The organism is Tessaracoccus zhenghani, from assembly GCF_055326325.1.
Genome location: NZ_JBUZNQ010000006.1, coordinates 83,267 through 108,504, shown reverse-complemented (window position 1 = coordinate 108,504; position 25,238 = coordinate 83,267). Strand labels below are relative to the sequence as shown.

The 25,238-nt window shown below is 68.4% G+C and carries 23 protein-coding genes and 1 tRNA gene; 12 read left to right on the top strand and 12 right to left on the bottom strand.

Going from position 1 to position 25,238, the window contains the following annotated elements; translation table 11 throughout:
• Window positions 1–47 precede the first annotated feature (47 nt).
• The 6 genes from ACZK4S_RS12660 to groL all read right to left on the bottom strand — a co-directional run bounded on the left by ACZK4S_RS12660 (window position 48) and on the right by groL (window position 8,641).
• Window positions 48–1,151 carry a Wadjet anti-phage system protein JetD domain-containing protein gene (locus tag ACZK4S_RS12660; RefSeq protein WP_463644503.1) on the bottom strand — a complete coding sequence of 368 codons (1,104 nt, stop codon included), beginning with the start codon at window positions 1,149–1,151 and terminating at the stop codon, window positions 48–50.
• Window positions 1,148–4,483: an ATP-binding protein gene (locus ACZK4S_RS12655; protein ID WP_463644502.1), complete on the bottom strand. Its 3,336-nt coding sequence runs from the start codon at window positions 4,481–4,483 to the stop codon at window positions 1,148–1,150. The genes ACZK4S_RS12660 and ACZK4S_RS12655 overlap by 4 nt, the downstream gene beginning before the upstream one ends.
• Complete coding sequence (locus ACZK4S_RS12650; protein ID WP_463644501.1) at window positions 4,480–5,121, bottom strand: DUF4194 domain-containing protein; 642 nt, start codon at window positions 5,119–5,121, stop codon at window positions 4,480–4,482. The genes ACZK4S_RS12655 and ACZK4S_RS12650 overlap by 4 nt, the downstream gene beginning before the upstream one ends.
• Window positions 5,087–6,577: a DUF3375 domain-containing protein gene (locus ACZK4S_RS12645; protein WP_463644500.1), complete on the bottom strand. Its 1,491-nt coding sequence runs from the start codon at window positions 6,575–6,577 to the stop codon at window positions 5,087–5,089. The genes ACZK4S_RS12650 and ACZK4S_RS12645 overlap by 35 nt, the downstream gene beginning before the upstream one ends.
• A 38-nt stretch (window positions 6,578–6,615) precedes the next feature.
• Window positions 6,616–6,771, bottom strand: coding sequence for a hypothetical protein (locus ACZK4S_RS12640; RefSeq protein WP_459397029.1), 156 nt, complete (start codon window positions 6,769–6,771; stop codon window positions 6,616–6,618).
• A 244-nt stretch (window positions 6,772–7,015) separates the two neighbouring features.
• Entirely contained in the window at window positions 7,016–8,641 is a 1,626-nt protein-coding gene (gene groL, locus ACZK4S_RS12635; RefSeq protein WP_076063776.1) for a chaperonin GroEL, read from the bottom strand.
• Window positions 8,642–8,848: 207 nt separating this feature from the next.
• On the opposite strand from groL, the gene ACZK4S_RS12630 reads away from it, so the two are divergent.
• Window positions 8,849–9,301, top strand: coding sequence for a hypothetical protein (locus ACZK4S_RS12630; protein WP_459397028.1), 453 nt, complete (start codon window positions 8,849–8,851; stop codon window positions 9,299–9,301).
• A gap of 4 nt (window positions 9,302–9,305) precedes the next feature.
• Here ACZK4S_RS12630 and ACZK4S_RS12625 read toward each other — a convergent pair whose 3' ends face one another.
• Complete coding sequence (locus ACZK4S_RS12625) at window positions 9,306–9,578, bottom strand: DUF3263 domain-containing protein (protein ID WP_463644499.1); 273 nt, start codon at window positions 9,576–9,578, stop codon at window positions 9,306–9,308.
• Window positions 9,579–9,694: 116 nt separating this feature from the next.
• Between ACZK4S_RS12625 and manA the strand changes: the two genes are divergently transcribed.
• From manA to ACZK4S_RS12610, 3 genes are all read left to right on the top strand, one after another.
• Entirely contained in the window at window positions 9,695–10,873 is a 1,179-nt protein-coding gene (manA, locus tag ACZK4S_RS12620) for a mannose-6-phosphate isomerase, class I (protein WP_463644498.1), read from the top strand.
• Between the two features lie 40 nt (window positions 10,874–10,913).
• A tRNA-Thr gene (locus ACZK4S_RS12615) sits at window positions 10,914–10,986 on the top strand.
• A gap of 17 nt (window positions 10,987–11,003) precedes the next feature.
• On the top strand, window positions 11,004–11,612 hold the full coding sequence (locus tag ACZK4S_RS12610; protein ID WP_182762404.1) for a class I SAM-dependent methyltransferase: 609 nt from the start codon (window positions 11,004–11,006) through the stop codon (window positions 11,610–11,612).
• Window positions 11,613–11,705: 93 nt separating this feature from the next.
• Here the strand turns inward: ACZK4S_RS12610 and ACZK4S_RS12605 are convergent, their stop codons facing one another.
• Complete coding sequence (locus tag ACZK4S_RS12605) at window positions 11,706–12,443, bottom strand: DedA family protein (RefSeq protein WP_463644497.1); 738 nt, start codon at window positions 12,441–12,443, stop codon at window positions 11,706–11,708.
• Between the two features lie 229 nt (window positions 12,444–12,672).
• On the opposite strand from ACZK4S_RS12605, the gene ACZK4S_RS12600 reads away from it, so the two are divergent.
• The 4 genes from ACZK4S_RS12600 to ACZK4S_RS12585 all read left to right on the top strand — a co-directional run bounded on the left by ACZK4S_RS12600 (window position 12,673) and on the right by ACZK4S_RS12585 (window position 16,906).
• A complete protein-coding gene (locus ACZK4S_RS12600; RefSeq protein WP_459397025.1) occupies window positions 12,673–13,764 on the top strand; it encodes an ABC transporter ATP-binding protein in 1,092 nt (363 codons plus the stop codon).
• Between the two features lie 153 nt (window positions 13,765–13,917).
• Window positions 13,918–15,075 (top strand): cystathionine gamma-synthase, encoded by a 1,158-nt coding sequence (metB, locus tag ACZK4S_RS12595; RefSeq protein WP_463644496.1) that lies wholly within the window; start codon window positions 13,918–13,920, stop codon window positions 15,073–15,075.
• A complete protein-coding gene (locus ACZK4S_RS12590; protein ID WP_463644495.1) occupies window positions 15,072–15,458 on the top strand; it encodes a pilus assembly protein CpaE in 387 nt (128 codons plus the stop codon). Before metB ends, ACZK4S_RS12590 begins: the two co-directional genes overlap by 4 nt.
• 71 nt (window positions 15,459–15,529) lie before the next feature.
• Entirely contained in the window at window positions 15,530–16,906 is a 1,377-nt protein-coding gene (locus ACZK4S_RS12585) for a DUF4032 domain-containing protein (protein WP_459397022.1), read from the top strand.
• Window positions 16,907–16,944: 38 nt separating this feature from the next.
• Here ACZK4S_RS12585 and ACZK4S_RS12580 read toward each other — a convergent pair whose 3' ends face one another.
• The gene (locus ACZK4S_RS12580) at window positions 16,945–18,072 is read right to left on the bottom strand and encodes a DUF305 domain-containing protein (RefSeq protein WP_463644494.1); all 1,128 of its coding nucleotides are present in this window, start codon (window positions 18,070–18,072) and stop codon (window positions 16,945–16,947) included.
• A gap of 189 nt (window positions 18,073–18,261) precedes the next feature.
• Between ACZK4S_RS12580 and ACZK4S_RS12575 the strand changes: the two genes are divergently transcribed.
• Both ACZK4S_RS12575 and ACZK4S_RS12570 read left to right on the top strand, forming a co-directional pair.
• Window positions 18,262–19,137, top strand: coding sequence for a hypothetical protein (locus tag ACZK4S_RS12575; RefSeq protein ID WP_463644493.1), 876 nt, complete (start codon window positions 18,262–18,264; stop codon window positions 19,135–19,137).
• A gap of 146 nt (window positions 19,138–19,283) precedes the next feature.
• Window positions 19,284–20,162 (top strand): hypothetical protein, encoded by an 879-nt coding sequence (locus ACZK4S_RS12570; RefSeq protein WP_463644492.1) that lies wholly within the window; start codon window positions 19,284–19,286, stop codon window positions 20,160–20,162.
• A gap of 28 nt (window positions 20,163–20,190) precedes the next feature.
• Here the strand turns inward: ACZK4S_RS12570 and ACZK4S_RS12565 are convergent, their stop codons facing one another.
• Together ACZK4S_RS12565 and ACZK4S_RS12560 are read right to left on the bottom strand one after the other, a co-directional pair.
• The gene (locus ACZK4S_RS12565) at window positions 20,191–20,811 is read right to left on the bottom strand and encodes a class I SAM-dependent methyltransferase (protein ID WP_463644491.1); all 621 of its coding nucleotides are present in this window, start codon (window positions 20,809–20,811) and stop codon (window positions 20,191–20,193) included.
• A gap of 46 nt (window positions 20,812–20,857) precedes the next feature.
• Window positions 20,858–21,577, bottom strand: coding sequence for a DsbA family oxidoreductase (locus ACZK4S_RS12560; protein ID WP_463644490.1), 720 nt, complete (start codon window positions 21,575–21,577; stop codon window positions 20,858–20,860).
• 90 nt (window positions 21,578–21,667) lie between these two features.
• Here ACZK4S_RS12560 and cysS point away from each other — a divergent pair, with 90 nt between their 5' ends.
• Window positions 21,668–23,113, top strand: a complete 1,446-nt coding sequence (gene cysS, locus ACZK4S_RS12555; RefSeq protein ID WP_463644489.1) for a cysteine--tRNA ligase — start codon at window positions 21,668–21,670, stop codon at window positions 23,111–23,113.
• 12 nt (window positions 23,114–23,125) lie between these two features.
• Window positions 23,126–24,088, top strand: coding sequence for a 23S rRNA (guanosine(2251)-2'-O)-methyltransferase RlmB (rlmB, locus tag ACZK4S_RS12550; protein WP_076063807.1), 963 nt, complete (start codon window positions 23,126–23,128; stop codon window positions 24,086–24,088).
• On the opposite strand, the gene ACZK4S_RS12545 is transcribed toward rlmB, so the two are convergent.
• The gene (locus ACZK4S_RS12545; protein ID WP_463644488.1) at window positions 24,063–25,211 is read right to left on the bottom strand and encodes a hypothetical protein; all 1,149 of its coding nucleotides are present in this window, start codon (window positions 25,209–25,211) and stop codon (window positions 24,063–24,065) included. The genes rlmB and ACZK4S_RS12545 overlap by 26 nt on opposite strands.
• Window positions 25,212–25,238 lie beyond the last annotated feature (27 nt).

Here is a 25,238-nt window from a genome sequence, read left to right as displayed (position 1 = left end):
CCGTACGGACATTCCTCCGACCCAGCGGCCGGACCGGGCCAGGGTCCCTAGACGGACATGAGGGCTTGGCGGATGGCGTCGGCCGGCAGCCGCTCCTGCTCCAATCGCAGGTCCCCGGTGCGCAGCATCGCCAAGGCGCGGTGTTCCTCAGCGGTCAGGTATCCGATCGCTCCGCGGAACGGCACGGGCTCGGTCACGGCGAGACCGCGATACGCGGTCAACGTCGCCACGTCCATCAGGACTGAGCGGACATCCGGGAGCGCGGCTCGAAGGCGGCCGAGGATCTGGAACCCGTAGGTGTCCAGGTCTCCCCAGTACAGCTGCTCCGCCGCGGCCACCCACGCCACCCTCGCCAGGGTGGGGGCGGCGAAGCCCATACCGTGGATGGCCACGGTTCCCGACAGATCGGGCAACGACAGCAACGAGACCACGTTCTCGACGATGAGCACCCGCTGCGGCCGGAGGCCAAGCCCACGCAACCCCTCCAGGTCGACGGAGAACTGCCGCACGCCGTCGGCCTCCGGCGGCAGGTGCACGGTGAAGCGCGCCCCGATCCGGCGGAGCCCAGGCAAGCTCCCGGTGATGGCGTGGGCCAACTCCCCTACCAGGGTGCGGTGCCGCTCGACCCACTTGGTGTCGACGCCGGGCACCGGCAGTTCCCGCTCCCATCGGACCGTCTCCGGGTTCGCCTCCAACCATCCCAGCACGGCCATGAGCCGCACCAGATCCTCCTCCGGCAGAGTGGCCAGCGCCTTCACCACCCGCGTCGCCGCCGGGTGCTGCTCCAGCACCGGCCACGCGTGGCGCAGGTGCGCCAACGCAGCCGTCGCCCGCTCCCATGCCGCAGACTCCCCCAGGAGCCGCGCGACGGCGGGGCTGCTGAGGTGCGCACGGCTGGGAAGGCGTTGCCTCCCGAACGACGGGAGCGTCCGTTCCACCCACTCGAGGGTGACGCCGTCTTCTTCCTCCAACTGGCGCCACTGCCCGACTGCCAACGCCACCGCGTTCGGATCGGCGGCAAGCTCGCGTTGTGTGGGCGGGTGCAGCGGCCAGGACGGCGGCCCGGCCGACTCCGGCGTGGCCACCCACTCCCGCCAGTTCCTGGCCCATTGGCGAGCGGCCCAGGCGCGGAGGTCCGCCACCGTCCTCACAGCAGCACCCCCTGCTCCGCCTCCGGCCCCTCGTCGATGGTGGGCCGGCTCGTGTCGAACGGCAACTCCTGCAGCGTCGAGCCACGCCCCGGTTGGTTCGCGACCATCACGACGCCGCCCACATGGTCTTCGATGGTCTGCAGCATCTTCATGGGCGTGGCCAGGAGCAGCTGGAACCCGAAGGTGCGAAACACCTCCAGGCCCGCCTGCGTGAACGTGTGGTCGGCCTTGTCGAAGGCCTCGTCGATGACGACCAGCGCATAGGTGGGGCGCAGCTCGCCGGGTGGGGCCAGCTGGAAGCGCAGGGCTGCGGCCAGGCAGAACGTCACGAGCTTCTGCCGCTCGCCGCCGGAACGTCCGCCGGAGCCGGTGAAGACGTCCACCTGCACGCCGTCGGGGTCCTGCACCTTGGCGCGGAACGCGACGTGCTGGCGCGTGTCCAGGCATCGCTGCCGCCACGTCTTGTCCGCCGGGTCATCGGAGCTGAGCCGCGCGAGGAGCGCCTGCATCTGCCCGAAGCGCACCTCCGCCGCGGCCCGCTCCGCCGCGCTGGCCATGGACACGGCGTCCATCACCGAGCCGGAAGTGATGTCGTTGAGCGTGGCCAGGAAGGCCGCCACGTCGGGCAGCGAGCGGTTCGTGACCTCAATCTGCAGGTACTCGTTGGGCGCGAACTCCGTCATGAGCAGGGACTTGTTGACCTCGTCCACCCGGCTACGGATCTCCCGGTACGCACCACGGATCTGCATGTGCAGCTGGCTGATGTTGTTGCGGGCCTGGTTCTGCAGGAGCGTGAAGAACCGATCCTCGAAGGCAGGCAGGCCGTCCGACTCGAGCGAGTCGAGGCGCGCCAGGAACTCCGGCAGGTAATCCACGGCCTCACCCCAATCTGCCGCCGCCCCCGGCCATTCGCGCCGATAGGTGCCCATGGCCCGCACCGCCCGGCTCTCCGCCTTGTTGGTGTGCTTGAGGTTCTCGTCAGAGCGTTCCCGGAAGCGCCGCCGCAGTTCCACCTCGAGCCTGTCGTCGGGCGCGCCCAGCTCCGCCGCCACACCGGCGAGCGCCTCCTCTGCCTCCGGTGGCATGGGGGCAGCGGCTTCGATGTCGGCCACCAAACGTTCGATCCGCTGCGCCACGGCCGCGAGCGCGTCAGCTGCCTTGCCGTGCTCGACGGCGAGGTCGTCGCGCCGTCGCCCCGCCGAGGTGAGTGCCACCTTGGCCCGCTCCAGCGCCGCCTCCAACTGGCGAAGATCGTGGTGTTGACTGCGCAACTCGTCGAGCTGTCGGTCTACATCGCCCAGTTGAGCGAGCACCTGCTGCAGGTCCGCCGAGGCCCAGTCGAAATCATCAAGGCGCTCAAGGAGGCGGCGGCGCAGCTGCAGCCGATCCCCCTCACCGTCGAGCTCGGCCAGCCGCGCCTGCGTCTGCTCCTGGAGCTCGCGCTGCACGGCCAGCAGCCGCTCCAGTTCGGCTTCCTTGGCCTCGGTGGTGAAGCCCAGCACCCAGCGCGAACGGTCATCGACGCGCCGCCTGTCGTCCTTCTCGTGCAGGGCCGCCGAGTGCTTGACCTGGCCACGCCGCGTCACCGCCTTCGCGTGCCGGGCGAACCCCTCCGTCGACTCGACGCAGGCGTAATCGAAGCGCGCCGCCAACCGCTCCCCCAGCCATCCCTGATAGGGCCCATCGGCCAACTCCAGCTTGGCCAGCAGCGATTCCCCACCGGCGCGCAACTGAGCGGCCGCGTCTCCCTCGTCCACCTTCTCGTAAACGAGGCGGGCGCCGAGGAAGTCTTCATCGATGAACTCGGCGGCCGCGCGGTAATGCCGCTCCGGCACCACCAGAGTGCGGGCGAAGGAGCCCAGCACCCGCTCGATCGCGCCCGTCCAGGGCGTCTCCTCCTCGCGCACCTGCACCAACTCGCCAACGAAGGGGAGCCGCTCCTCGGCGATACCCAACTGCTCGGCCAGCCTGCTGCGCACCCGCAGCAGCCGGGCATCCAGGTTGGAGCGGTGCGTCCGCAACGCACTGAGGTCACGTTCGAGGACGCTGATCTGATCCGTGATCCGGCCACGCTCCGCCATCGCCTCGTACTGCCGCTCCCCGAACCGGGCGCGGCTCTCCTCATCTGATACCCGGATACCCTGCAATTCGCTCAGGAACCCCTCGGCCGTCGCGGCATCCGCCGGGAACGACAGCCCCAACTCGGTGGCGGCCTCCCGCCATGCGGCCGCCCGCGCCTCCTGCTGGGCGCGCTCCCGCTGCAGCAGACCCCGCACCTGCTCCAGCGTGGCCAGTTGGGCGCCACCCGACTGGTCGACAGCCCGCTGCGCCTGTTGCCGTGCCGCTTCCGCAGTGGTGGCCTCACGCTCGGCCGCAGACAACTCCTCTGCCAGCCGGGCGACGGCGGGCCGCTGCCGCTCCTCCTGCACCCGCGCGGCGGTCAGCTCCCGGCCGAGCAGCCAAGTGCCCAGATGCTGTTCCTCAAGCTCCAACTGACGCCTGGCCTTGGCCAGCGCCGACAACTGCTGGGCGGCACTGCGCAGCGGGCTCAACGCCTCCACCTGCCGTCGGGCGTCGACGACGGTGGCGTGTGCCTGGCTGAGCTCGCCGAACTGCTCGACCGTCTCGTCGGCCAACCGGAACGTCTCCGGCAGGTCGAGCATGAACTCCCGGAACAGGGTGTCGAGGTTGGTGAGGTTCTTGGCCGATTGCGTCTTGTGGAGCAGCACCTGCGCCTGTTCGCTGCCCATGCCGAGGTGCCGCCGGAAGCGCGCGGCGAAACCGGTGTAGGCGTCCGAGCTGTAGACGTCCCAGGCGGGGAAGGCGGCCTTGACACGGCGGTTCTCGATACCCGTTTCGACGTACGGCTTGAGGGCCATGACGTCGACCGGCTCCGACGCGAAGACGTACATCGACTTCAGATCTGCCGCGTCCGTGGAACCGGAGCGGATGTGGAAGAGGCGCAGCAGCGTGGCCTCGCTGCCGCGCTCGTCGGTGTAGGTCAGCGCGATTCCGCTCCAGGTGGCGCCGCGGCGCAGGTACGCGGTGCCCACCTCGCCCGTGGTCTCATCCGTCTCGCGCTTGTGGGCCCCGCGCACGTAGGTGAGGGTGCTGCGTTCCCGGTCCCCCGTATCCGTGCCCTGGGCAGCAGCGTTGAACCGCAGCTTCGCGGGACGTACCAGGATGGCCGCCATCGCGTCGAGCAGGGAGGACTTGCCGGCTCCCGAGGGGCCGGTCATGAGGAGCCCCTTCCACGGCACCGTGAAGCTCCACGCGCCGTCGAAGGTGCCCCAGTTGACCACCTGCACCCGGCTCAGCCTGTGTTGCGTCATGGGGCGGCCAGCCTCTTGAGATCTGCGGTGACGGCGGCCACCTCGTCGGCCCCGAAGACAAGGGCCAGCACGGGCGAGATCTCCCAGCGGTCGTCGCTGCCGGTGACGTTGAGCAGCACTGAGTTGGCCTTCATCTTGTTGATCGAAGCGGTGATGCGGTCGTCGAAGCCCTTGCGGTTGGTGGTGTCCAGGGATTGGAAGCCACGCAACTGATCCTCGATGTCATCGCGGCCCACGAAGGTGCGGGTGGCCTGCCCCTGACCGGCGAGCAGCGTGCGGCGCAGGAACAGCACGAGCACGGTGTCGAGCACCGTCAGCGGGTGGGCGCGCACCACCTTGGGCGCATCCTCCAGGTCCAGGTTGCGCACGAACGCCACCCCGGCGTCGAGATCCACGACCAGTTCGAGGTAGAGATCCGCGAGCCGTGAGCGCACCAGCGGCTCGTTGCGGACGAGCGCGTGCCAGAGGTGGGAGTGCTCCTCTGCGCGGAGGTATGGCCCGCGCAACAGCCGCAGCAGGACGCGCCTGGTCCCGGGGTCCAGTTCTCCCGGGTCGGCTAGGGGCTCGGTGAGGTCGTCGTCGAACTCGTCGAGGTCGTCGACCTCATCGGCCCGTTTGGGCGCGGGTTGCAGCGACATGGGCACTCCACTCGGAAGGGACGGTGAGGAAAACATATCGGGGCGCACTGACAGTGCGGTCCGTGCCTGTGGCGGAGGTCCATCGCCAGAGTTCCTGCCCACTGGCCGGTACCCCGTGCTGGGTGGCCAGCAGGAGAAGCCCCACGACAGAGGCCAGGCCCTGCGTGGCGGGGAACCGGCCCAGCACGTCCCCGACGGTGGCGCCCGGCACCTCTGCGACGGTTTCAGCGACGTTGCCCTGCAACTCCGCGAAATCGATCTCGGTCAGGCGGACGAGTTGGCGCAGGACGGCGAGGTCCAGCTCCCCGGTGAGGTGCTCCGTGACGTCCGATTCCGGGCGCATGTCGGCGGGGTTGTGCAGCCGCCAGGCGCCGATGGAAGAGATCTGCATCGACGTGAGGTCGAGGTCGCGACCGATCTCCGTGGTGGGGTGCACCGTGCGCAACGCTGCCAGCGCTGCCTGGTCCGCGCGGCTCAGGGCCTCGGCTAGACGCTTGTGCTCCCGGTACTCCTGCGTCTCGACGAACCGTCGAAGGCTGCGCGAGAAATCGGTGAGGCGCTGGCGCACCTGCGCACTCTCGCGCTGCAACACGATCAGGAACTGGCGCAGGAAGACCGCATCGGTGGCGGGCAGCTCGGTGGTGAAGCCCCGCTCGAGCACCGCGTCCACCGCGGTGTTGAAGCGATCCGCCAGGACGGGGTCGAGTAGCAGTTCGTGGAAGGCACCGAACGTGCGGCCCGCCTCCGAGTTCTCAATCACGTCCACGCCGTCGAAGATCTGGCCCAGCACGCCCGAGCGGGCACCGTCGTGGCTGACGATCTGCTCGCGGAGGTCCCGGTTGAGGGCCTCGAGGTCGTCGGCAACCTGGGCGAAGTCGCCCGGCACCTCGCTGGCCAGCCGCAGGATTTCGAGCAGGCGCTCACGTGCGGCAGCATCGGACATCGGCTCGTACTGCCCGGCCTCGGCGCGGCGGATCTGTTCGTCGAGCTCGGCACGTTGGGCCCGGAGCAGTTCGAGATGCCGCTCAGGGTTGGGGTCGGAGTCGCGAGCCAGGTCTCCGAGGAGCCCGGTGACGTTGCTCAACCGGGATGAGGTCACCGTCGATTGGGGCTGTTCGATGCTGAGGACGAAGCGCACCGCGTCTGCCGCCGAGCGGGACAGCTCCACCGTCTCCTCGCGCGCCGCTGTGGGACGCCGGACCAGGTAGCCGTCGCGCACCCAATCAGCGATGTACTCCTGCGCGGTACGCGGCGCGCTGATCCCGGTTCCGCGCAACTCGTCGAGGTCGTCCGCCACCATCAGCACGAACTCGGCGTATGGGATGGTGCGACGTTCCTCGAAACGGGCGCCGAGGATGGCCACGAGCACGGGCATCAGGTCCGCGCGTAGCAACCGGAGACCAGCAGTCTCGCTCGCGCGCCTGGCGACGGCACCGCCGCCCACGGCACTCACCATGACACCTCCGTTCGGCGCCCAGCGTAATCGCCCCTACCTCACAGCATCCACAACGCACTCACCGGCAAGGCGTAGAGATTGTCCTGCAGCCGTCGCCCCACCTTGTCCATCGTCAGGACGACCCCTGCCACCAGCTGATCCCCCAGCTTCTCCCGCAACCACGCCAGGTGCCGGTAGTCGTGACGCGATACCAACTGCGCAGCCTTCACATACTCCGAATGCTATGGCGCATTTGAAAACGGTGGCGGTTGCAGACTTAAAACGGTGGCAGCTCCCGCTTGCAAACGGTGGCAAGCCATAGCGGGAAACGGTGGCGGCACGACGAAGGGCGGCCCCTTGCGGGACCGCCCTTCTCGATTCAGGCGTTGAGAATCCTTCAACGGTTTCGACGCGTCCGCGCTCCTCCTTCGTCGGAGGCGGCCGGCTCAACCAGCGGGGTCAGAAGCCGCCCATGCCGCCCATCTCGTCCATGCCGGGAGCGCCCGCGGGGGCCTTCTCCGGCTTGTCGGCGATGACTGCCTCGGTGGTGAGGAACAGCGCGGCAATCGACGCGGCGTTCTGCAGCGCCGAGCGGGTGACCTTGGCCGGGTCGATGATGCCGGCCTCGACCATGTTCTGGTACTCGCCGGTGGCGGCGTTGAGGCCCTCGCCCGCGGGGAGCGAGCCAACCTTCTCCGCCACGACGCCGCCCTCGAGGCCGGCGTTGAAGGCGATCTGCTTCAGCGGAGCCGAAGCGGAGGCGAACACGATCTGGGCGCCGATGGCCTCGTCGCCCGTCAGGCCCTCAACCGAAGCGAGCTTCGAGGCCTGCAGCAGCGCGACGCCACCGCCGGGAACGATGCCCTCTTCGACCGCAGCCTTCGCGTTGCGGACAGCGTCCTCAATGCGGTGCTTGCGCTCCTTCAACTCGACCTCGGTGGCCGCGCCGACCTTGATGACGGCGACGCCGCCGGCCAGCTTGGCGAGACGCTCCTGGAGCTTCTCACGGTCGTATTCGGAATCCGAGTTCTCGATCTCGCGACGGATCTGGGCCACACGGCCTTCGATCTGCTCGGAGTCGCCGGCGCCTTCGATGATGGTGCACTCGTCCTTGGTGACGAGCACGGAGCGCGCCTGGCCGAGGAGGTCCAGGGAGACGGTGTCGAGCGACAGGCCGACCTCCTCGGAGACGACCTGGGCACCGGTCAGGATGGCGATGTCGGTGAGCATGGCCTTGCGGCGGTCACCGAAGCCGGGCGCCTTGACGGCGATCGACTTGAACGTGCCGCGGATCTTGTTGACGATGAGGCCGGCCAGGGCCTCACCCTCGACGTCCTCGGCGATGACGAGCAGCGGCTTGCCGGACTGCATGACCTTCTCCAGCACGGGCAGGAGGTCCTTCAGCGACGAGATCTTGGAGTTGGCGAGCAGGATGTACGGGTCATCCAGCGTCGCTTCCATGCGCTCGGCGTCCGTGACGAAGTAGGGCGAGATGTAGCCCTTGTCGAAGCGCATGCCCTCGGTCATCTCGAGGTCGAGGCCGAACGTGTTCGACTCCTCGACGGTGATGACGCCTTCCTTGCCGACCTTGTCCATCGCCTCGGCGATGATCTCGCCGACCGTGGGGTCAGCAGCGGAGATCGACGCGGTGGCGGCGATCTGCTCCTTGGTCTCAACGTCGATGGCGAGTTCGCCGAGCTTCTCGACGATCGCCGCGACGGCGGTCTCGATGCCCTTCTTCAGGCCAACGGGGTTCGCGCCGGCCGACACGTTGCGCAGGCCCTCACGGACCATCGCCTGTGCCAGCACGGTGGCGGTGGTGGTGCCGTCGCCGGCGACGTCGTCGGTCTTCTTGGCGACCTCCTTGACGAGTTCGGCGCCGATACGCTCGAAGGGATCCTCGAGCTCGATCTCCTTGGCGATGGACACGCCATCGTTGGTGATCGTGGGGGCGCCCCACTTCTTCTCCAGGACGACGTTGCGGCCCTTAGGGCCGAGGGTGACCTTGACGGCGTCCGCAAGCGTGTTCATGCCGCGCTCAAGGCCGCGTCGTGCGGCCTCATTGAATTCAATCAGCTTTGCCATGGTGTTCGGGAGTCCTCCCGTCGATGGGGCGGCTAGCCCCGGGTGTCTTCAGATGTCAGGTTGAACTGCTGGTGCCCGCGACGGACGGCCCTTCCGGGCCTCACCGCAATTCGGTAGCACTCAAACGTGAGAGTGCTAACCCCATTATTAGCACTCTCCCCGAGGGAGTGCAAAGCTTCTGGGGCATCGGTTCACTAGAGTGATCCCATGGACACGCCGCGAACCCTCCGGAATGTCGCCAACGCGCTCAATCTCTCCACCCCACTGGGGCTGGCACTGGGCCTTGTCGGCCGTGGCCGGCCCCGCCGTCAGGGCCACCTCATCGTGTTCGAGCAGGTGAAGCTGCCATTGGTCAACGCCAGCGCGATGACGGTGGGCGACGTCGTGCTGGTTCCCGGCCAGACGGTGGGCGAGGTCGAGGGGCGGATCCCTGACCTGCTCGCCCATGAGGAGGCGCATGCGTGGCAGTACGCCTACTGCCTGGGGTTGCCGTTCATCCCGCTCTACGTGATTGCGGTGGCCTGGTCCATGCTCCGCTCCGGGGACAGGGCCACGGCCAATCACTTCGAGGTACAGGCGGACCTGCTCAAGGGCGGCTACCGCGTGGGCACAAAACGCCCCCTGCGTGAGGGCTTGGCGGCGCTGAGGTTCCGTCGGTGACTGATCAGGCGTGGAGGCGGCGCGCCGAGCGCGCAGCCTGGCGTTGGCTCCGCATGCGGCGCAGACGCTTCACGAGCAGCGGCCGGTACGCCAGCGCGCGCGGGGTGTCGATCAGGGCGTTGAGTTGCTGGTAGTAGCGTGCCGACGACAGGGAGAAGCTCTCCATGATCGCCTGCTCCTTCGGCACCGCGGACGTGAACCAGCTGTCCTCGAAGTCGAGGATCGCGGCTTCGCGTTCGGTCAGGGCGACCGGCGTGTGCATAAGGGCCTCGGACATGACGGTCAGTTTAGCTGCAAACGACACCTGTGTCATTCAACTGCGGCAACACTGGTACCAGTCCGAAGGTAGAGTCGCCTCTGCCCGCACACCACGTCCCTAGGAGCCGATCCCCGATGCGCCGACTCACCGGCCATGTCCAGCACTTCGCCTGGGGCAGCCACACGGCCATCCCGGGGATCCTTCGCCGAGAGCCAGACGACCGGCCATGGGCCGAGTACTGGCTGGGCACTCATCCGGGGGGCCACGCCTTCCTCGACGACGGGATGGCGTTGGCCACCCACGTCCAGGAGAACCCGGAGGTGGTGGGCGCCGCCGCCCGCGCCGAGTTCGGCGACAGGCTCCCCTATCTCATGAAGATCCTGGCCGCCTCCACCCCGCTGAGTCTGCAGGCGCATCCCTCGCGGCAGCAGGCCGAAGTCGGCTACGCCCGCGAATCGCTGTTGGGACTCCACCCGTCGGAGCCCACCCGGTCCTTCAAGGACGACTGGCCCAAGCCCGAGGCGATCGTCGCACTCACCCCGTTCGAGGGCCTCCTCGGCTTCCGCGACCCGCTGGAGACGGCCGGCCTGTTCGAGGCCCTCGGTGTCGCCGACGAACTGGCCTCCGTCATCGGCCCGCTGCGCGACCGCGCCGCCGCCCCTGCCCTGCAGGAGGTCTTCCTGGACGTCCTCTCGCTCGACGAGCGGCGGCACCTGGTCGATGTGGTGCTCGCGGCAGCCGTGAACCTCCTCGAGGCCCCGGGCGCGCTGGGCGAGTTCGCCCGCACCGCCGTCGAACTCGACGAGCACTTCCCCGGTGACCCCGGCATCCTCGCCGCGCTCCTGATGAACCGCTTCACACTGCAACCCGGCGAGGCCGTGGCGCTGGAGCCCGGCATCATGCACGCGTACCTCCGCGGCGTGGGCGTGGAGATCATGGCCAGTTCGGACAACGTGATGCGCGGCGGCCTCACCCCGAAGCACATCGACGTGGACGGCCTGCTGCAGGTGGTCCGCTTCGAGCCCCTGCAGCCCACCGTCCTCGTCGCCGAGGGCTCGGACGGCGTCTACGTCTACCCCACGTCGTTCCCGGAGTTCGAGCTGTGGCTGGTGTCCCCCGTCGACGGTTCCCACCTCCCGGTACCGCGCTCAGACTGCGGTCGCATCGCGCTGGTCACGGCGGGCCGGTTCGTGCTCCAGGGCGACGATGGCGACATGCACCTGGAATCGGGCGACAGCGCCTTCCTCGCCGCAGACGAGGAAGTCACGGTGCACGGTGAGGGCCAGATGTTCGTGGCCGCATCGGGCGCCTGATTCGGAATTCCGCGCCCCGGCTTGGCACAATAGGGCCCACGCCTCCTTAGCTCAGCGGCCAGAGCGCTCGCCTTGTAAGCGAGTGGTCGAGGGTTCGACTCCCTCAGGAGGCTCTGATTCAATTGCGCGCATGACCCCTGAGCCCAGCAAGTGGACCCGCATGATCCAAGCGGATCCCGATCACTCCCGCCGTTACATCCAGCGCTTCCGGACCATGGCGGCGCAGGGCAACGACCTCGACGGCGAGGCCCGCACCGTCGACGCCATGGCGCAGCGAGGCTCCCGCATCCTCGACGCGGGCTGCGGCCCCGGCCGGGTGGGCGGCAGGCTTCACGAGCTCGGCCACACCGTCGTAGGGATCGACGTCGACCCGGCACTGATCGAGGCCGCCGGGCAGGACCACCCCGGCCCGACGTGGGTCGTCGGGGACCTGGCGGAGATGGACCTCCCGGCGCAGGGCATCGAAGCCAACTTCGACGTGATCGTCTCGGCCGGCAACGTGATGGGCTTCCTGGCCCCCTCCACCCGGGTTGACGTGCTGCACCGCTTCGCGACCCACCTGGCAGAAGATGGACGCGCCGTCATCGGCTTCGGCGCCGGCCGCGGCTACGACTTCCGCGACTTCCTCGCCGACTGCGCGCAGGCCGGGCTCGAACTCCAGATCCCGCTCTCGACGTGGGACCTCCGCCCCTTCACGGAGGACTCCACGTTCATCGTCGCCATCTGCGGCAAGGCGTGAGAAAGGGGCCGACCGTGGGGTCGGCCCCTTCCAGGGATCTCAATCAGCCGAGCGGGGCATCACAGTGCCCGGGTTCCACTCCTTAGCCGGTTCTCAAGCGCCTTCACCCGAATTGGGCTTGGCACGACGCCGCTGGGCGAGCACACTCGTGAAAATCACAAAGACGATGAGCCCGAGCGCCACCCACATCGCTATCCGGGCGTAGAGCTCCAGGACGTCGACGATGGGAGCGCCGAAGCGCCACCCCAGCCAGAAGTACAGGACCAGCCACAGCGTGGAGGCGATGTAGTCGTAGACGAGGAACCGCCGCAGGCTCATGTTGGTGGCGCCGGACAGGACGAACACCACCTGCATCAGTGGCAGGGGGATCGGGAAATAGGCCACCAGGAAACCGAGGGGGCCTAACTTCTCCGCCCAGCGCTCCGCGCGCTCGTAATTCCTCCGCGCACGCTTGGACTGGCCGGCCCACACCTCGATGATGCCCCGCCCCCAGAGCTTGCCCGCCCACCAGTAGACCCAGTCGAATTTGAGGCTGAAGATCGAGGCGACCAGGAGCACGACGGGCCAGTGCGGCATGTCGCCCTGCGAACCCAAGGCACCGCTGACGGCGACGGCGGTCCGACCGCCGGTCAGCATGGCCAGCCAGTCCGGGGCGGCGGTGATCAGCCACGCCCTAGTTGGCAGCAGGACGAGCGAGAACAGGCCGATGAAGCCGAACCAGCCCAGGCACCAGTAGTCGGCCCGCCCCGGCTCCTTGCGCCAAGGCATGCCCTGGTCCTGCCACCACTGCTCGGTTCGGGGCTCTTCCGAGGACTTCGGCTCGTCGATCACGGGGTGAAGCCTACGTGAAACGCCCCCACCGTGCCCCGCCGTGGACGCCGCTGCGTTTGATCGATCCAGCGGCCGATCGTGACCAGTTTGTTACGACCAACAAGCGAACCCCGCTGTTGGCGATCAGTCCGGAAGGTGTAAAGTCCGGCTCAGGAAAACCTAAATACTTAGGGTTCCAATCCACAACGGATCGTCGGGCACGTACCTGCCCGTGGAAAGGACAAGTGGCATGGCCACCGTTAGTTACCGGGATGCCTCCCGTGTTTACCCCGGCTCGGACCGCGCAGCGGTCAACAAGCTGAACCTCGAGATCGAGGACGGCGAATTCATGGTCCTCGTCGGCCCCTCGGGCTGTGGCAAGTCGACCTCACTGCGTATGCTCGCCGGCCTCGAAGAGGTCAACTCGGGCTCCATCTTCATCGGCGACCGTGACGTCACGGATCTCCCGCCGAAGGATCGCGACATCGCGATGGTCTTCCAGAACTACGCCCTGTACCCCCACATGACTGTGGCGGACAACATGGGCTTCGCTCTGAAGATGCAGAACGTCCCCAAGGAAGAGCGCCAGAAGCGCGTCCAGGAAGCCGCTCACCTGCTGGGCCTCGAAGACTTCCTCTCCCGCAAGCCGAAGGCCCTCTCGGGTGGCCAGCGTCAGCGCGTCGCCATGGGCCGCGCCATCGTGCGTAACCCGCAGGTCTTCCTCATGGACGAGCCGCTGTCGAACCTCGACGCCAAGCTGCGCGTGCAGACCCGCACCCAGATCGCCGCTCTCCAGCAGCGCCTGGGCGTCACCACCGTCTACGTCACCCACGACCAGATCGAGGCCATGACGATGGGTGACCGCGTTGCGGTCATGAAGGACGGCATCCTGCAGCAGGTCGATTCCCCGCTGGCGCTGTACGACAACCCGAAGAACCTCTTCGTGGCAGGCTTCATCGGCTCCCCCGCCATGAACCTGATCTCCGGCAGGCGCGTCGAAGACGGCGTCCAGGTCGGCGACTACATCGTGCGCGTCCCCCGTGAGGTCCTGGCCCGCGCTGAGGGCGAAGAAACCCTCACCGTCGGCATCCGCCCGGAGGCCTTCAGCGTCGCCCAGGAGGGCATCGGTCTCGACGTCGCGGTGGTCGAGGAACTCGGCGCCGACTCCTACCTGTACGGCACCCTGGCCGGGCTCTCCGACGACGAGATCGTCAACGCCCAGCAGTTCGTCGCCCGCGTCGGTGCCCGCACCGCCCCGGAGAAGGGCCAGACCGTGCGCCTCACCGCACCGGCTGACCAGCTCCACGTGTTCAGCGACCGCACCGAAGAGCGCATCTCCTGATCGCTCGATCACTCGTGGAAGGGCCCCGGCGTCGCCGGGGCCCTTTCCCGTTCCCTGGGGTCCTCACCTGACAGCGAACTACCGCGGGCAGCGAGCAGCGCAGCGGCCCCGTCGGGATATCTTGGGGGACAGTTTGCAGAAAGGCCGAGTGGAATGACCAACTTCTCCCGCTGGACCGAGGCGGTGCGCACCGGCCTGGGCGTCGACCCCACCTACGGCGCCGTCGTCCCACCGCTCTACCTGTCGTCGAACTACGCGTTCGAGGAGTTGGGCCGGGCCCGCGAATACGACTACTCCCGCTCCGGCAACCCCACCAGGGACCTGCTCAACGACGCCATCAACACGCTCGAGGGCGGCGCAGGTGCCACGACGGTGGCCACCGGGCTGGCCGGCGTCACGTTGATCGCCGAGGCGTTCGTACCGACGGGGGGCAGGGTCGTCGTCCAGCATGACGCGTACGGCGGCACCTGGCGCCTGTTCACCTTCCTCGCCTCGCAGGGCCGGCTGGACGTGACCTTCGTCGACTTCAACGACGACGACGCGTTCGCCGCCGCGCTCGACGGCGGTGCGGCCATGGTCTGGATCGAGACCCCGTCCAACCCGCTGCTGCGCATCACCGACATCCGCCGCACCGCGGACCTCGCGCACGCCGCCGGCGCCCTGGTGGCCGTGGACAATACGTTCCTCTCCCCCCTCCTGCAGCGCCCGCTCGAGCACGGCGCGGATCTGGTGCTGCACTCCACCACCAAGTTCATCAACGGCCATTCCGACGTGGTGGGCGGCGCCGTCGTCGCGGCCACCCCGGAGCACCACGAGAAGCTGCGCCAGTGGGCCAACGCGCTGGGCCTCACCTCCAGCGCGTTCGACGCCTTCCTCACCCTCCGCGGGCTCCGCACCCTCGACGCCCGCCTCCGGATCCACGGCGAGAACGCAGCGGCCCTTGTCGACGCCATCCAGGACCACCCGGCCGTCGGCACCCTCTACTGGCCTGGACTGCCGTCGCACCCGGGCCACGAGGTGGCCAAGGCGCAGCAATCCGGCTTCGGTTCGCTCATCAGCGTCGAGCTGGCGGGCGGCCGGGCCGCCGTCGAACGGTTCCTCGACGGGCTGGAGATCTTCCACCTTGCGGAGTCGCTGGGCGGCGTGGAGTCACTCATCTGCCACCCGGCGTCCATGACCCACGCCGGCATGACCGAGGAGGCGCGGGAAACGGCAGGCATCTCCGACGGGCTGCTGCGGATCAGCGTGGGCGTGGAGGGGCGCGACGACCTGGTGGCCGTCGCCACCCGCGCGCTCGACAGGGCGACATGATCAGCCTCACGCTGGCGCTGGCCCTCCGCGACGCGGGGCTGGCCTGGGTGCCCAGCCCCGGGGACCGGTTCGCCGTGACGCGCACGGAGATGATCGACGACGTCTTCTACCTGGCGGACATGGTCATCGAGGCCCGCCCCCTGGAGACCGGCACTCTGTTCGCGTTCAACGGCACCACCGAGTGGGCCCTGGATTCGGTGCCCCAGTCGGCGACGGTGTGGCTGCCGGACGAGAACCAGTTGCGGATGGCGCTGGACGACACGTTCGTCACCCTGCGCAGGGAGGGCCGTGAGTTCGTCGTCGAGTTGGCCGATGGCAGCACCCACCGCGACCCGGACGCCGAGAACGCGTACGCGGCCGCGGTGCTCGCAACCCTGGCGTAGACCCTCCACGTCGGAGGTCCCGCGAGGATCAGGCGAGCTGCATCGAGGGACCGACCCAGTAGGCTGGGCGTGTGCCCAGATTCCTCGCTGCCAGGCCCGACGCCGACCTGCTGCGGCTCCCGTGGCAGGTGCCGCTGACCGATTGGCCGGCCCAACACCTCGTCGCGCTGCCGCGCGGTATCTCCCGGCACGTGGTGCGGTTCCTCCAGGTGGGCGACGAGATCTTCGCCGCGAAGGAGATCCTCGAAGAGGTGGCGGTGCAGGAGTACCGCCTGCTCACCGAGCTGAAGCGGCTGAAGGTGCCGTCGGTGGACCCGGTGGGCGTGGTCCTCGGCCGGGTGGACCCCAACGGCGACCCTCTGGACCCCATCCTCCTGACGCGCCACCTCCCGTTCTCCCTGCCGTACCGTTCGCTCTTCTACCACGGCGTCAAGCACGAGACCGTCAACCGGCTGCTCGATGCGATGGTCGTCCTGTTCGCCCGCCTGCACCTCACCGGCTTCTACTGGGGCGACGTGTCGCTGTCGAACATCCTCTTCCGGCGCGACGCGGGCGAGTTCGCCGCCTACCTGGTGGACGCCGAGACGGGCGAGCTGCACGACCAGCTCACGGACGGCCAGCGCGCCCACGACCTGCAGATCGCGCGCACCAACCTCTTCGGCGAGTTCCTCGACCTGGAAGCGGGCGGCATCCTCGACCCCTCGCTGGACCCGGAGTGGCTCGTGAAGACCATCGAGGACCGCTACCACCAGCTCTGGGTGGAGCTCACGGGCGTCGAGGAGTTCGACGAGTCCGAGCTGTACCGCCTCGAGGGGCGCGTCCGCCGCCTGAACGCCCTGGGGTTCGATGTGGCGGAGATCGACGTCGACGCCTCCGCGGACGGCGGCACCATCCGGATGCGGCCGAAGGTGGTGGAGGCGGGCCACCACACCCGTCGGCTGATGCGCCTCACAGGCCTCGACGCCGAGGAGCACCAGGCGCGCCGGCTCCTCAACGACATGGACACCTTCCGCGCCAAGAAGGCCCCGAACATGGCCGAGTCCGTGGCCGCGCACAAGTGGCTCGTCGAGGTGTTCGAGCCGGCCATCAACCGGATCCCTGCAGATCTCCGGAGCAAGCGCGACGCCGCCCAGTTCTTCCACGAGGTGCTCGACTACCGCTGGTACCAGTCGCAGCGGGAGAACCGCGAGGTGCCGACGGCGGATGCAGCTTCCGGATACATCCACGAGATCCTCACCACCCTGCCCGACGAGCAGCTCGGTGACCTTCAGATGGTGGGCGGTGAACTGGCCAACAAGTACGACCCGTCCCACGGCTTCGTCGACGACAACGAGGAGAAGCCGTACGACCCGTGGGAGGACAGCGCGAACGCTCCAGACCTGGAGTTGGCCGCCACGTTCGACATCAACGCCCTGCGGGCGAAGGCTGCCAAGAAGAAGCAGAAGTAACCGCTGGCGCCGTTCAGGCTTCCGCTCCCAGCGACTGCCTATCGCGCCTCGGTGCGCAGCATCTTCAGCCTGGAGGTGACGCGGTCGCCGGCCGAGACCATGCTGGACAGCCGGACGCGGTCGAGTTGCTTCCCCGGGACGCGCTCGCCGGAGTCGAGCTCCGCCTCGTCGGCCGCTCCGCGGTCAGGCTGCGTCGCCGCGTCCTTTGACAGCACCGCATTACGACGGGTGACCGCCTTGTCCCACATCTCCTGAATCTGATCTGCGGCGGCGTCGCGGTCGGTGACGGTGAGGTTCGGTTCGAAGAGGACGGTGCTCATGGCCACTTGGATTGCGCTGCCGGCAGCCTCAACGTCCTCGGGTGAGGTCGCCTTCGCCAGTTGGGAGAGGGCCGTTTCGGCGAGGCCGGCAATCGCCGTCAGCTCGCGCCAGCGCTTGGGTCGCGACGGGGTCACCTGCACGTCAAGCACCAGATAGTTGAAGCCCCGGGCCGGAACCCAGTCATCGCCATCATGCATCATGAGCCGTGAACCATCGATCGCGAGACGGTCGAGCGAGCCTTCATCGGTCGGCCAATCCGTCACCACCACGTAGCCTTCACGCAGCGCGTCGGCCTGGATCGACATCTGCAGGGCGATGAGCCCGATCGTCTCATCGGTGCCGAGAAGCTTGTCGACACCGTTCGCGATCTTGGTGGCGATCGGCGCAGCGGCCGTGAGTTGAGGGACCTGGGTCAGGGACGCCAGGTCGCCGAGAAATTCGGTGGCAAGGTCGAGCAGTCCTTCCCCCGGGGCCGCCATCAGACCGACGACGATGCTGATCGCGTCGGAGTTCATGGGGAGGTCACCCGTGAGCGCCACGTTCTCGTGGATGAGGTGCGCGAAGTCGCCGTTGTTGAGGGAGGTGAAGCTGGAAGGCCCGAGGGTGGTGGATACGGGGATGCGTTCGTCCTGGCTTGGCCAGGTCACCATCGACTGCAACACGGGGCGGCGCTCACCCAGTCGCTGGCGGTCGAATCGGAGCCCCAGGTCTGCGCAGCTGACGGACAGGTAATAGCGCCCCTCGTCTTCGGGTCCGTAAGTGCTGTCGTCCTGCGCGATCCATCCGTGCACGACGGTGCGTGACTCGCGCTGCCACAGGTCGCCGAGCTTGTCCAGGAATCCCATATCGTCCCCCACCGAAAAACAGCAATGTACCTTTCCTGTTTCCCGTTTGGCGATGGTTCGTCGGCATTGATCGGATCGGGGCTTTGCCGCTGGGTTCATTACCCAGCCCCGAGGCGCGGTCCCACCGCCGGGCGGTATCGTTCGGCGCACACCCCGGCGTCGGGGTCACGATCTTGGGAGGACCCAACTATGTTCAAGACCGTCCGTGTGGCCCTGGCGGCGCTCCTCGCCGTCACCGGCGCCGTGGTGCTGGCCCCGAACGCTTCGGCCGAGCCCGTCGACGTCTACTCGACGCCCGGCGAGCACACCGTCAACGGCCGCCAGTGGAGGACCACCTGCGAGCCGTACTCGGTCACCAAGCGCTGTCGCACCGAGATCATGGCCACCGTCGTGTCCTGGGACGGCGCCAAGTTCGTGCAGAAGAACGGCTGGGTGTTCAACAACCTGACCTACCTGCCAGCGCCGGTGGCGACGTGGAAGGGCAACCCTCTCGCCACGCACAACATGAACGGGTTCGTCAGCGGCGGCCGCAACTGGCGCACCGAATGCAACACGGCCACCACCGGCCAGGGCGGGTGCCGCTCCTACATCCAGGCTGACGTGATCGCCAAGACCGCGAGCGGCTTCACGTGGCAGACGCAGTGGGTCTTCAACTCGATGGTCCGCTTCAGCACCACCGCCCCGGCGCCCACCGACCCCCAGGAGATCCCGATCTCGGCGAGCGATGCGCCCGCGATCGCCGGCTGGGAGAAGACGGCGGTCGACGGCATGATCTTCTACGACAAGGAATCCGGCACGCGCTACGCGCTGGTCATGGCTGTGGCCGTCGGAGAGGTCGAAGGCGGCGAGGCCTACTTCATCGGCGACATGACCAACCTCGAGAAGGTCGGTGGCGCCACGTGCGGCACGATCTCTGATATCGACGAGGACAGTGGCGAGCCGTTCACGATGGAGGCGTGCGTGCTGACCACGCAGAAGTACGGCGTCGTGCTGGTGATCGCGGAGAGCGCCACGCAGGCCGAACTCCATGAGGTCACCGCGGCGGTCGACGCCCAACTGCCCTGACCCTTCCTCTATCGATGACGGCCCCGAGCTTCCCGCTCGGGGCCGTCATCCGTTCGGGGAATCACCACCCCGTCGTCTCCGGCCTGATCGTGGCCCGATAGTGTCCTCATAAGCCTCAACGACGAGGCCAGAAGGAAGGATCACACATGAAAAAGGTCATCCGTGTCGCGCTCGCTGCGCTGCTGGGCACGGCGGGGGCAATGACCGTCGCGCCCACAGCCTCGGCGGACGTCGACATCTACTCGACGGAGGGTTACCACTATGTCAACGGCCGCGAATGGCGCACGCAGTGCGAGCCGTACTCGATCACGCATCGCTGTCGCACCGAGATCAAGGCGACGGTGGTCACCTACTCGGCTGGGAGGTTCGTCCAGAACACCGGCTGGGCCTTCAACAACCTGACATACCTGCAATCGCCCAGGGAGACGTGGGCGGGCAACCCCCTCGCCAGCCACAACATGAACGGCTTCGTCAGCGGCGGACGGAACTGGCGCACGGAGTGCGACACCGCCACCACAGGCCGGGGCGGTTGCCGCTCCTACATCGAGGCCGACGTCATCGCGAAGACCCCCGGGGGCTTTGCGTGGCAGAAGCAGTGGATCTTCAACTCGATGGTGCGCTTCGGCCCCGTCCAGCCGCTCCCCCAGCCCGTCACGCCCGTCTCGCCCGACCTCGAGAACTTCACCCCGACACCCATCGACCTGGCCGACGTCCCCGCCAGGATCGGCACGATGACGGCCTACGAAGCGGACGGCGCCATCATCTACTCCCGCAATCTCGCCGCCGAGACGGGCGTGGGAGTGGTGGCTTTCGGCAACCTGGACATGGGCGTCGAGATGTGGCGCCTCGGGCTCCAGGACTCGACGACGCTGGGCGCAGCCGTGTGCGGCACCATTCCGGACTCCGGCGAATACGTCTGCGTCTTCAAGTCGGCCAAATACGGGCACACGATGGTGATGGGGTTCAACACTCCGGTCGCCGATGTGCACCAGGTGACGACCACCCTCGTCTCCTCGATGAGCTGACCCGATGAGCTGAGGCCCGCGCCGCCCGTCAGGACCTGCGGGCGTGCAGGTGCTCGATCATGCCCACGTGACTGCGACCGCTGTCGACGATCTGGACCCCGCTCATGCGCTCCAGCTTCGGCAGCGGCCGCCGCGTCCAGTACTCGCCGTTGGTGCGTTTGGTCACCGCCTCCAGAGCCAACTGGAGCGCGTGCAGAACCGGGTTGGTGGAGACGATGTGGTCTGCCAGCAGGATCCGGCCGTTCGGGCGGACCACCCGGACCAACTCCGCGAGGGCACGGTCGTCGTCGCCCACCCCGCACATGGCGAACGTGGACACGACGGTGTCGAAGGTGCCGTCGGCGAACGGGAGGTCCTGCGCGTCGCCCTCCACGAGCGTGACTTCGCGGCCGGTGCGTGCTGCACGGGCGCGGGCCTCGTCGAGCATGGGGGCGCTGATGTCGAGGCCGGTGACGGTGATGTCGTCGGGGTAGTGCGGGAGGTTGAGCCCGGTGCCGATGGCGACCTCGAGGGTCTCGCCCACGGCACGCTCACCCACCCAGCGGCGGCTGGCGGCCATGAAACGACCCTCCAGCGGCGCGACCATCTGGTCGTAGCGCGCGGCCGTGGTGTCCCAGAGTCGCCGTTGGCGGTCTTCAGGCGTGGTCATGGACCCCAGTGTTCCACGCGACCGGAACCCGGCGGGGTATCGGCCGTCAGCAGCCGTCGGGGCCGCAGGCGTCGCCCGCCTCGCCTTCGATGGTGATGAGGCTGGGGGTCTGTTCCGACGCCACGGTCTGCAGCACCTGGGCGAACACCTCTGCCGGCTGCGCACCGGAGACGCCGTACTTGTTCTCGAAGACGAAGAACGGCACGCCCTGCACCCCGATCTGACGCGCCGCCATGATGTCGTCCTCGACGGCGCGATCCAGCTCGGCGGAGTCGACGGCGGCGCGGGCCTCCGACTGGTCCAGGCCCGCTTCGGCCCCGAGCCGCGTCAGCACCTCGACATCGCTGATGTCCTCGCCGTCGATGAAGTGCGCCGCCAGGAGGGCTTCCTTGAGGGTGTCGGTGCGGTGGTCGCCGTCGGCCCGGTCCGCGGCCTTGGCGGCCTGCAGCAGGCGGTGCGCCTTACGCGAGTTGGCCACGACGAGGCCGTCAAAGTCGTAGTCGAGGCCCTCCCCCGCGGCGTTGCCCTTGACGTGCTGGAGCATCTGCTCCACCTGGGGACGGGCGATGCCCTTCATCTCGACGAGGTAGTCGACCTCGGAGCGGTGGTCGTGCTCGGGCAGGCCGGGATCGAGCTGGTAGGAGCGCCAGGTCACGTTGACCAGGTCCTGCTGCGGGAACTCCGCAAGGGCCTTCTCGAAGCGGCGCTTGCCGATGTAGCACCACGGGCAGGCGATGTCGGACCAGATCTGAACGTCGATACTCACATTTTCAACCATACAGGAAGCGGGGCTGGCCGCCGCGCGTGCCCGTCGACAGTGCATCGACGGGGGCTCTGACCGGTAAACTGCCCTCTTGTGACGCTGAAGCTGTATGACACCGCCTCACGAACCGTGCGCGAGTTCGTGCCCCTCGTCGACGGCAAAGTGTCGATCTACCACTGCGGCCTGACCGTCCAGGCCTCACCCCACCTGGGCCACATCCGCAAGGAGGTCAACTTCGACGTCCTGCGCCGCTGGCTGGAGCACACGGGCTACCAGGTGACCGTGGTGGCCAACGTCACCGACATCGACGACAAGATCCTCACCAAGTCCGCCGAGGAGGGCGTCGAGTGGTGGGCGCACGCGTACCACTTCGAGCGCGAACTGCACGACGCGTACGCCTCGCTCGGCTGCAAGCCCCCCACCTACGAGCCGCGCGCCACGGGCCACATCCCGGAGATGGTCGAGCTCATCGCCGAACTCATCGGCAAGGGCCACGCCTACCCCGCGGCTGACAGCTCCGGTGACGTCTACTTCGACGTCAAGAGCTGGCCCCGCTACGGCGAGCTCTCCGGCCAGAAGGTCGACCAGATGGAGGCCGCCGCCGACGCGGACCCGCGCGGCAAGCGCGACCCGCGAGACTTCGCACTCTGGAAGGGCCACAAGGCCGACGAGCCGCTCACCGCGAGTTGGCCGTCACCGTGGGGCCGTGGCCGCCCCGGCTGGCACATCGAGTGCTCGGCCATGGCGGGCAAGTACCTGGGCGACACCTTCGACATCCACGGCGGCGGCATCGACCTGCGCTTCCCGCACCACGAGAACGAACTGGCCCAGTCGGCCGCCGCGGGGCGCGGCTTCGCGCGCTTCTGGCTGCACAACGCCTGGGTCTCCATGGCCGGCGAGAAGATGAGTAAGTCGCTGGGCAACACCGCGCTGGTCTCCGAGGTCACGAAGGCCTACGACCCGCGCGCCGTGCGCTACTTCCTGCTCTCGCCGCACTACCGCTCCACCATCGAATTCTCCCCGGCCGACGACGAGACCCGCGGCTCCCTGGCCGAGGCAGAGAAGGCCATCGAACGCATCGACTCCTTCGTCGAACGCTCCCGCGCCTTCCTGCCCGAGGAGGGGTTCGTCGCCTACGCGCCGATGAACGCCGCCGGGTACGAGGCCTTCACGGAGGCGATGGACGACGATCTGGGCACCCCCGCCGCCACCGCCGCGCTCTTCGACTCCATCCGCGCCGGCAACCAGGCCATCGCCGCTGGCGACACGGAGAACGCCAGGCTCTACGCCCTCGTCGTGGATAGCATGCTGAACGTCTTCGGCATCCACCCCGACGCCCCGGAGTGGGCCAGCCAGGGCACCGACGCAGACCTCACCCCGGTCATCGACGGCCTGGTGGCCGCTCTCCTCGAACAGCGGGCCAAGGCCCGGGCCGAGAAGGACTGGGCAACCGCCGACAGCATCCGCGACACGCTGAGCAACGTCGGCCTCACCATCGAAGACACCCCGTCCGGGCCCACGTGGCACCTCGACAACTGACGAAAGAAGCTCATGGCAGGCAACTCCTCGCGCCGCGGCGCGACCAGCAAAGGCAAGAACAAGGCCGCCGGCTCCGGTGGCCGCATCCGCCGATCCCTCGAAGGCCGCGGCCCCACGCCGAAGGCCGAGGAACGCACGTACCACAAGGCGTACAAGGCCAAGCAGTCCGCGCAGCGACGCACCCCGTCGAAAACCACGCGCCAGAAGCCGGCGGGCGCCGATTGGGTGGTGGGACGCAACCCCGTCTATGAGGCGCTGCTCGCCGGCATGCCCGTGAAGCAGGCCTTCGTGGCTGAGGGATCGGAGCGCGACGACCGCCTCCGCGACATCCTGAAGTTCGCGGCGGACCGCGGCCTGCCCATGCTGCAGGTCACCCGCGCAGAGCTGGACCGGGTCACCGGCGGTGGCCTCGTGCACCAGGGCGTCGCCCTGCAGCTGCCGGCTTACGAGTACGCGGACCCGCAGGACCTCATCGCCGATGCGTTCGAGGCGGACGGCATCATCGTGGCCCTCGACGGCATCACGGATCCCCGCAACCTGGGCGCGATCGTGCGTTCGGCGGCGGCGTTCGGCGCAGTCGGGGTGGTCATCCCGTCGCGGCGTTCCGCGTCGATGACCGCCGCCGCGTGGAAGACGTCCGCGGGTGCCGCGGCACGCCTGCCCATCGCGATGGCCACCAATCTCAACCGCACGCTCGAGCAGGCGACGAAGGCCGGGTTCACCATCCTCGGCCTCGCGGGCGAGGGCGAGGTGCCGATCAGCGGCGCCGCCGGCCTCGACGGGCCGCTGGTGATCGTGGTGGGCTCCGAGGACGAGGGGCTTGCGCGCCTGGTGCGCGACCACTGCGACCAGTTGGTGTCGATCCCGATCGCCAGCGAGGTGGAGTCGCTCAACGCGTCCGTGGCCGCGTCCGTCGCGCTCTACGAGGTCTCGCAGCAGCGCGCGGGCATCACTGAGGCTGTTCCCGGGCAGTGAACTGCACCCCGAACTGCAGCGGGGACGGGGTCGCGGTGAACTGCGCCGCGACCGTCACTCCCCCGGTGTAGAGGGCCTGCAGGGTCCCCTTCGGCTGGAACCGCATGGTGCCGCCGGTGTACGGTCCGGCCAACTGCCAGATGAGGTCCACCGTCGTGGACATCTCGATGTCGTCTGCCGCCACGGTCTCCGGCGCGACCACCTTGTGGTTGACGCCCTCGCTGTCCTCCAACGTGAAGGACTCCGGGCCGCTGAAGCTGTAGGTGAAGCGGGTGTCGGTGAGGCTGGGTTCGAACGTGAGCCGCAGCCTGAGCCACTGCATGCCGGCTGTTGCCCACCCGAGGCCGGGCAGCCACGGCGTCAGGACGCTCGCTGTCGGGTTCGGCGCCAGCGCCACCGCCAACTGCGCCTCGTCCTGCTCGATCTGCTGTGACGGGTCCGGCAGGCTGACGATGTCGTGCACGAAGATCTGCCGCTCCGGCTCCACCGCGATGAGATGCCGCTCCCGGAAACCCGTGGTGTCGGCCCACGCCTCGTCCTCGACGGGGGCGCCGGTGAGCAGGTCGAGCGACACGGTGCGCGTCTGGTCCGTCACGTCGAGGAACACCGGCGCCCCCTCGGGGATGCACAGCATGATGAGCGTCCAGTCGATGTCGTATTCGCCGTCGTCGTTGATGGTGTGGCGCACGAACGGCGCCCCGAGGTCGAACGCGACGTCGCCCACCCGTAGCCGGTGCGCGAGGTCCGCCCCTGGGTCGGGTTGGAACGACGGGACCCCCGCCGCCAGCGTGAACGCCAGGATCTGGTGGCCCTCCGGCGCGCGCAGCGGAGTGCGGCGCCGCACCTGCATGGCGGTCTGCTGGCCGAGCTCGGTGCCCAGGAACACCTGCTCGAGCCGCGCGTCGAAGTGCGGCGTCGAGATGCGCTGGCCCACGGTGCGGGCCTCCTCGATGGACTTCACGCCGTTGTCGCTGGTCTGGATGAAGAAGTCCGGCCGAAGTTCGACGGTGGGATCAACGGACTCCACTGCCTCCGGCGTGCCCTCCACCCACTCGATGGGCTCGAACGAACAGCCGCTCAACCCCAGCAGCGCAAAAAGCCCCAGCGCACCACGCCTGTTCACCGACACAGGGTGAAGGGTAACGGATGG